The organism is Amycolatopsis sp. NPDC003676, assembly GCF_053587275.1.
The window spans coordinates 1-1,086 of record NZ_JBSFNS010000406.1 but is presented as its reverse complement, the minus strand read 5'-3'; the positions used below and the strand labels follow the sequence as shown (position 1 = coordinate 1,086).

Annotated in this window: 2 protein-coding genes; both read left to right on the top strand. The window is 72.4% G+C overall.

What is annotated here, in order from left to right; genetic code table 11:
• Positions 1 to 79 precede the first annotated feature (79 nt).
• On the top strand, positions 80 to 664 hold the full coding sequence (locus tag ACWDNU_RS46785) for a tRNA pseudouridine synthase A (protein WP_449673576.1): 585 nt from the start codon (positions 80 to 82) through the stop codon (positions 662 to 664).
• A 125-nt stretch (positions 665 to 789) separates the two neighbouring features.
• The coding region (locus ACWDNU_RS46780) for a hypothetical protein (RefSeq protein ID WP_449673575.1) at positions 790 to 1,086 on the top strand (297 nt) is incomplete at its 3' end.

The following is a 1,086-nucleotide window of genomic DNA, read 5'->3' as shown; positions in this document are numbered from 1 at the left end:
GCGTCGAGCACCACCAGGTCGCTGCGGTCGTTCGGTCCGTCGTAGACGTAGGCGAGCAGCCAGCCCGCGCCGTCCGGGGATGGCGCGTTTCCTGCCCAAGGACGTGCGCATCACCGAGGTCGCGCCGGCGCCGCCGGAGTTCGACGCCCGCTTCTCCGCGACCCGTCGCCACTACGTGTACCGGCTCACCACCGCCCGCTACGGTGCCGAACCGCTGCGGGCGCGCAGTGTGGTGGCCGCCAAGCCCGGTCTCGATCTCGACGCCATGCGCGCGGCCTCCCGGCAGCTGCTCGGCCTGCACGATTTCGCCGCCTTCTGCCGCCGCCGTGAGGGCGCGACCACCGTGCGTGAGCTGCAGCGGTTCGACTGGGAGCGCGACGGCGAGCTGCTGAACGCGCACGTCAGCGCCGACGCGTTCTGCTGGTCGATGGTGCGCAGCCTGGTCGGCGCGGTGCTGGCCGTCGGCGAGGGCCGCCGCACGCCCGAGTGGGTGGCGAGCCTGCTGACCGAGACCGAGCGATCGAGCTCGGTGACGGTCGCGCCCGCGCACGGCCTGAGCCTGGTCCGCGTCGACTACCCGGCCGACGCCGACCTCGCCGCCCGCAACGCCCAGACCAGGGAGACCAGGACCCTGCCCGCCGCCGGTGGGTGCTGCGGCGAGTAGCCGCTGTGTAGTTGCTGTCCTCGCCGGTCGGTCGGCGATACGATGGGATCCTCGACGTCAGCGAGGAAGCCGGGCAGATGGCAGGCGGTTCTGGTGGAGTTGCTCGCACGACCAGGCGGATAGCCGTGGCCTTGCTGGTCTGCGTGACCGGGCTGCTCACCCTCACGACCGTGGTGGCGGGCTTCGTGCGCGCCGAACTCCTCGATACCGATCACTACGTCGAGACCATGGTGCCCCTGGCCGAGGATCCGCTGGTCCAGGACGCCCTCGCGGCCAGGCTGACCGAGGCCGTCATGACGCGCGTCGACGTGCAGGGCGCCGCGACCGAACTGGTCGACTCCTTCGCCGAGCGCCGTGACCGCAACCCGCGCGTCGAGGCGGCGCTGCGCAGTGTGCCCGCCCTGCTGACCGCGCAATCCGAG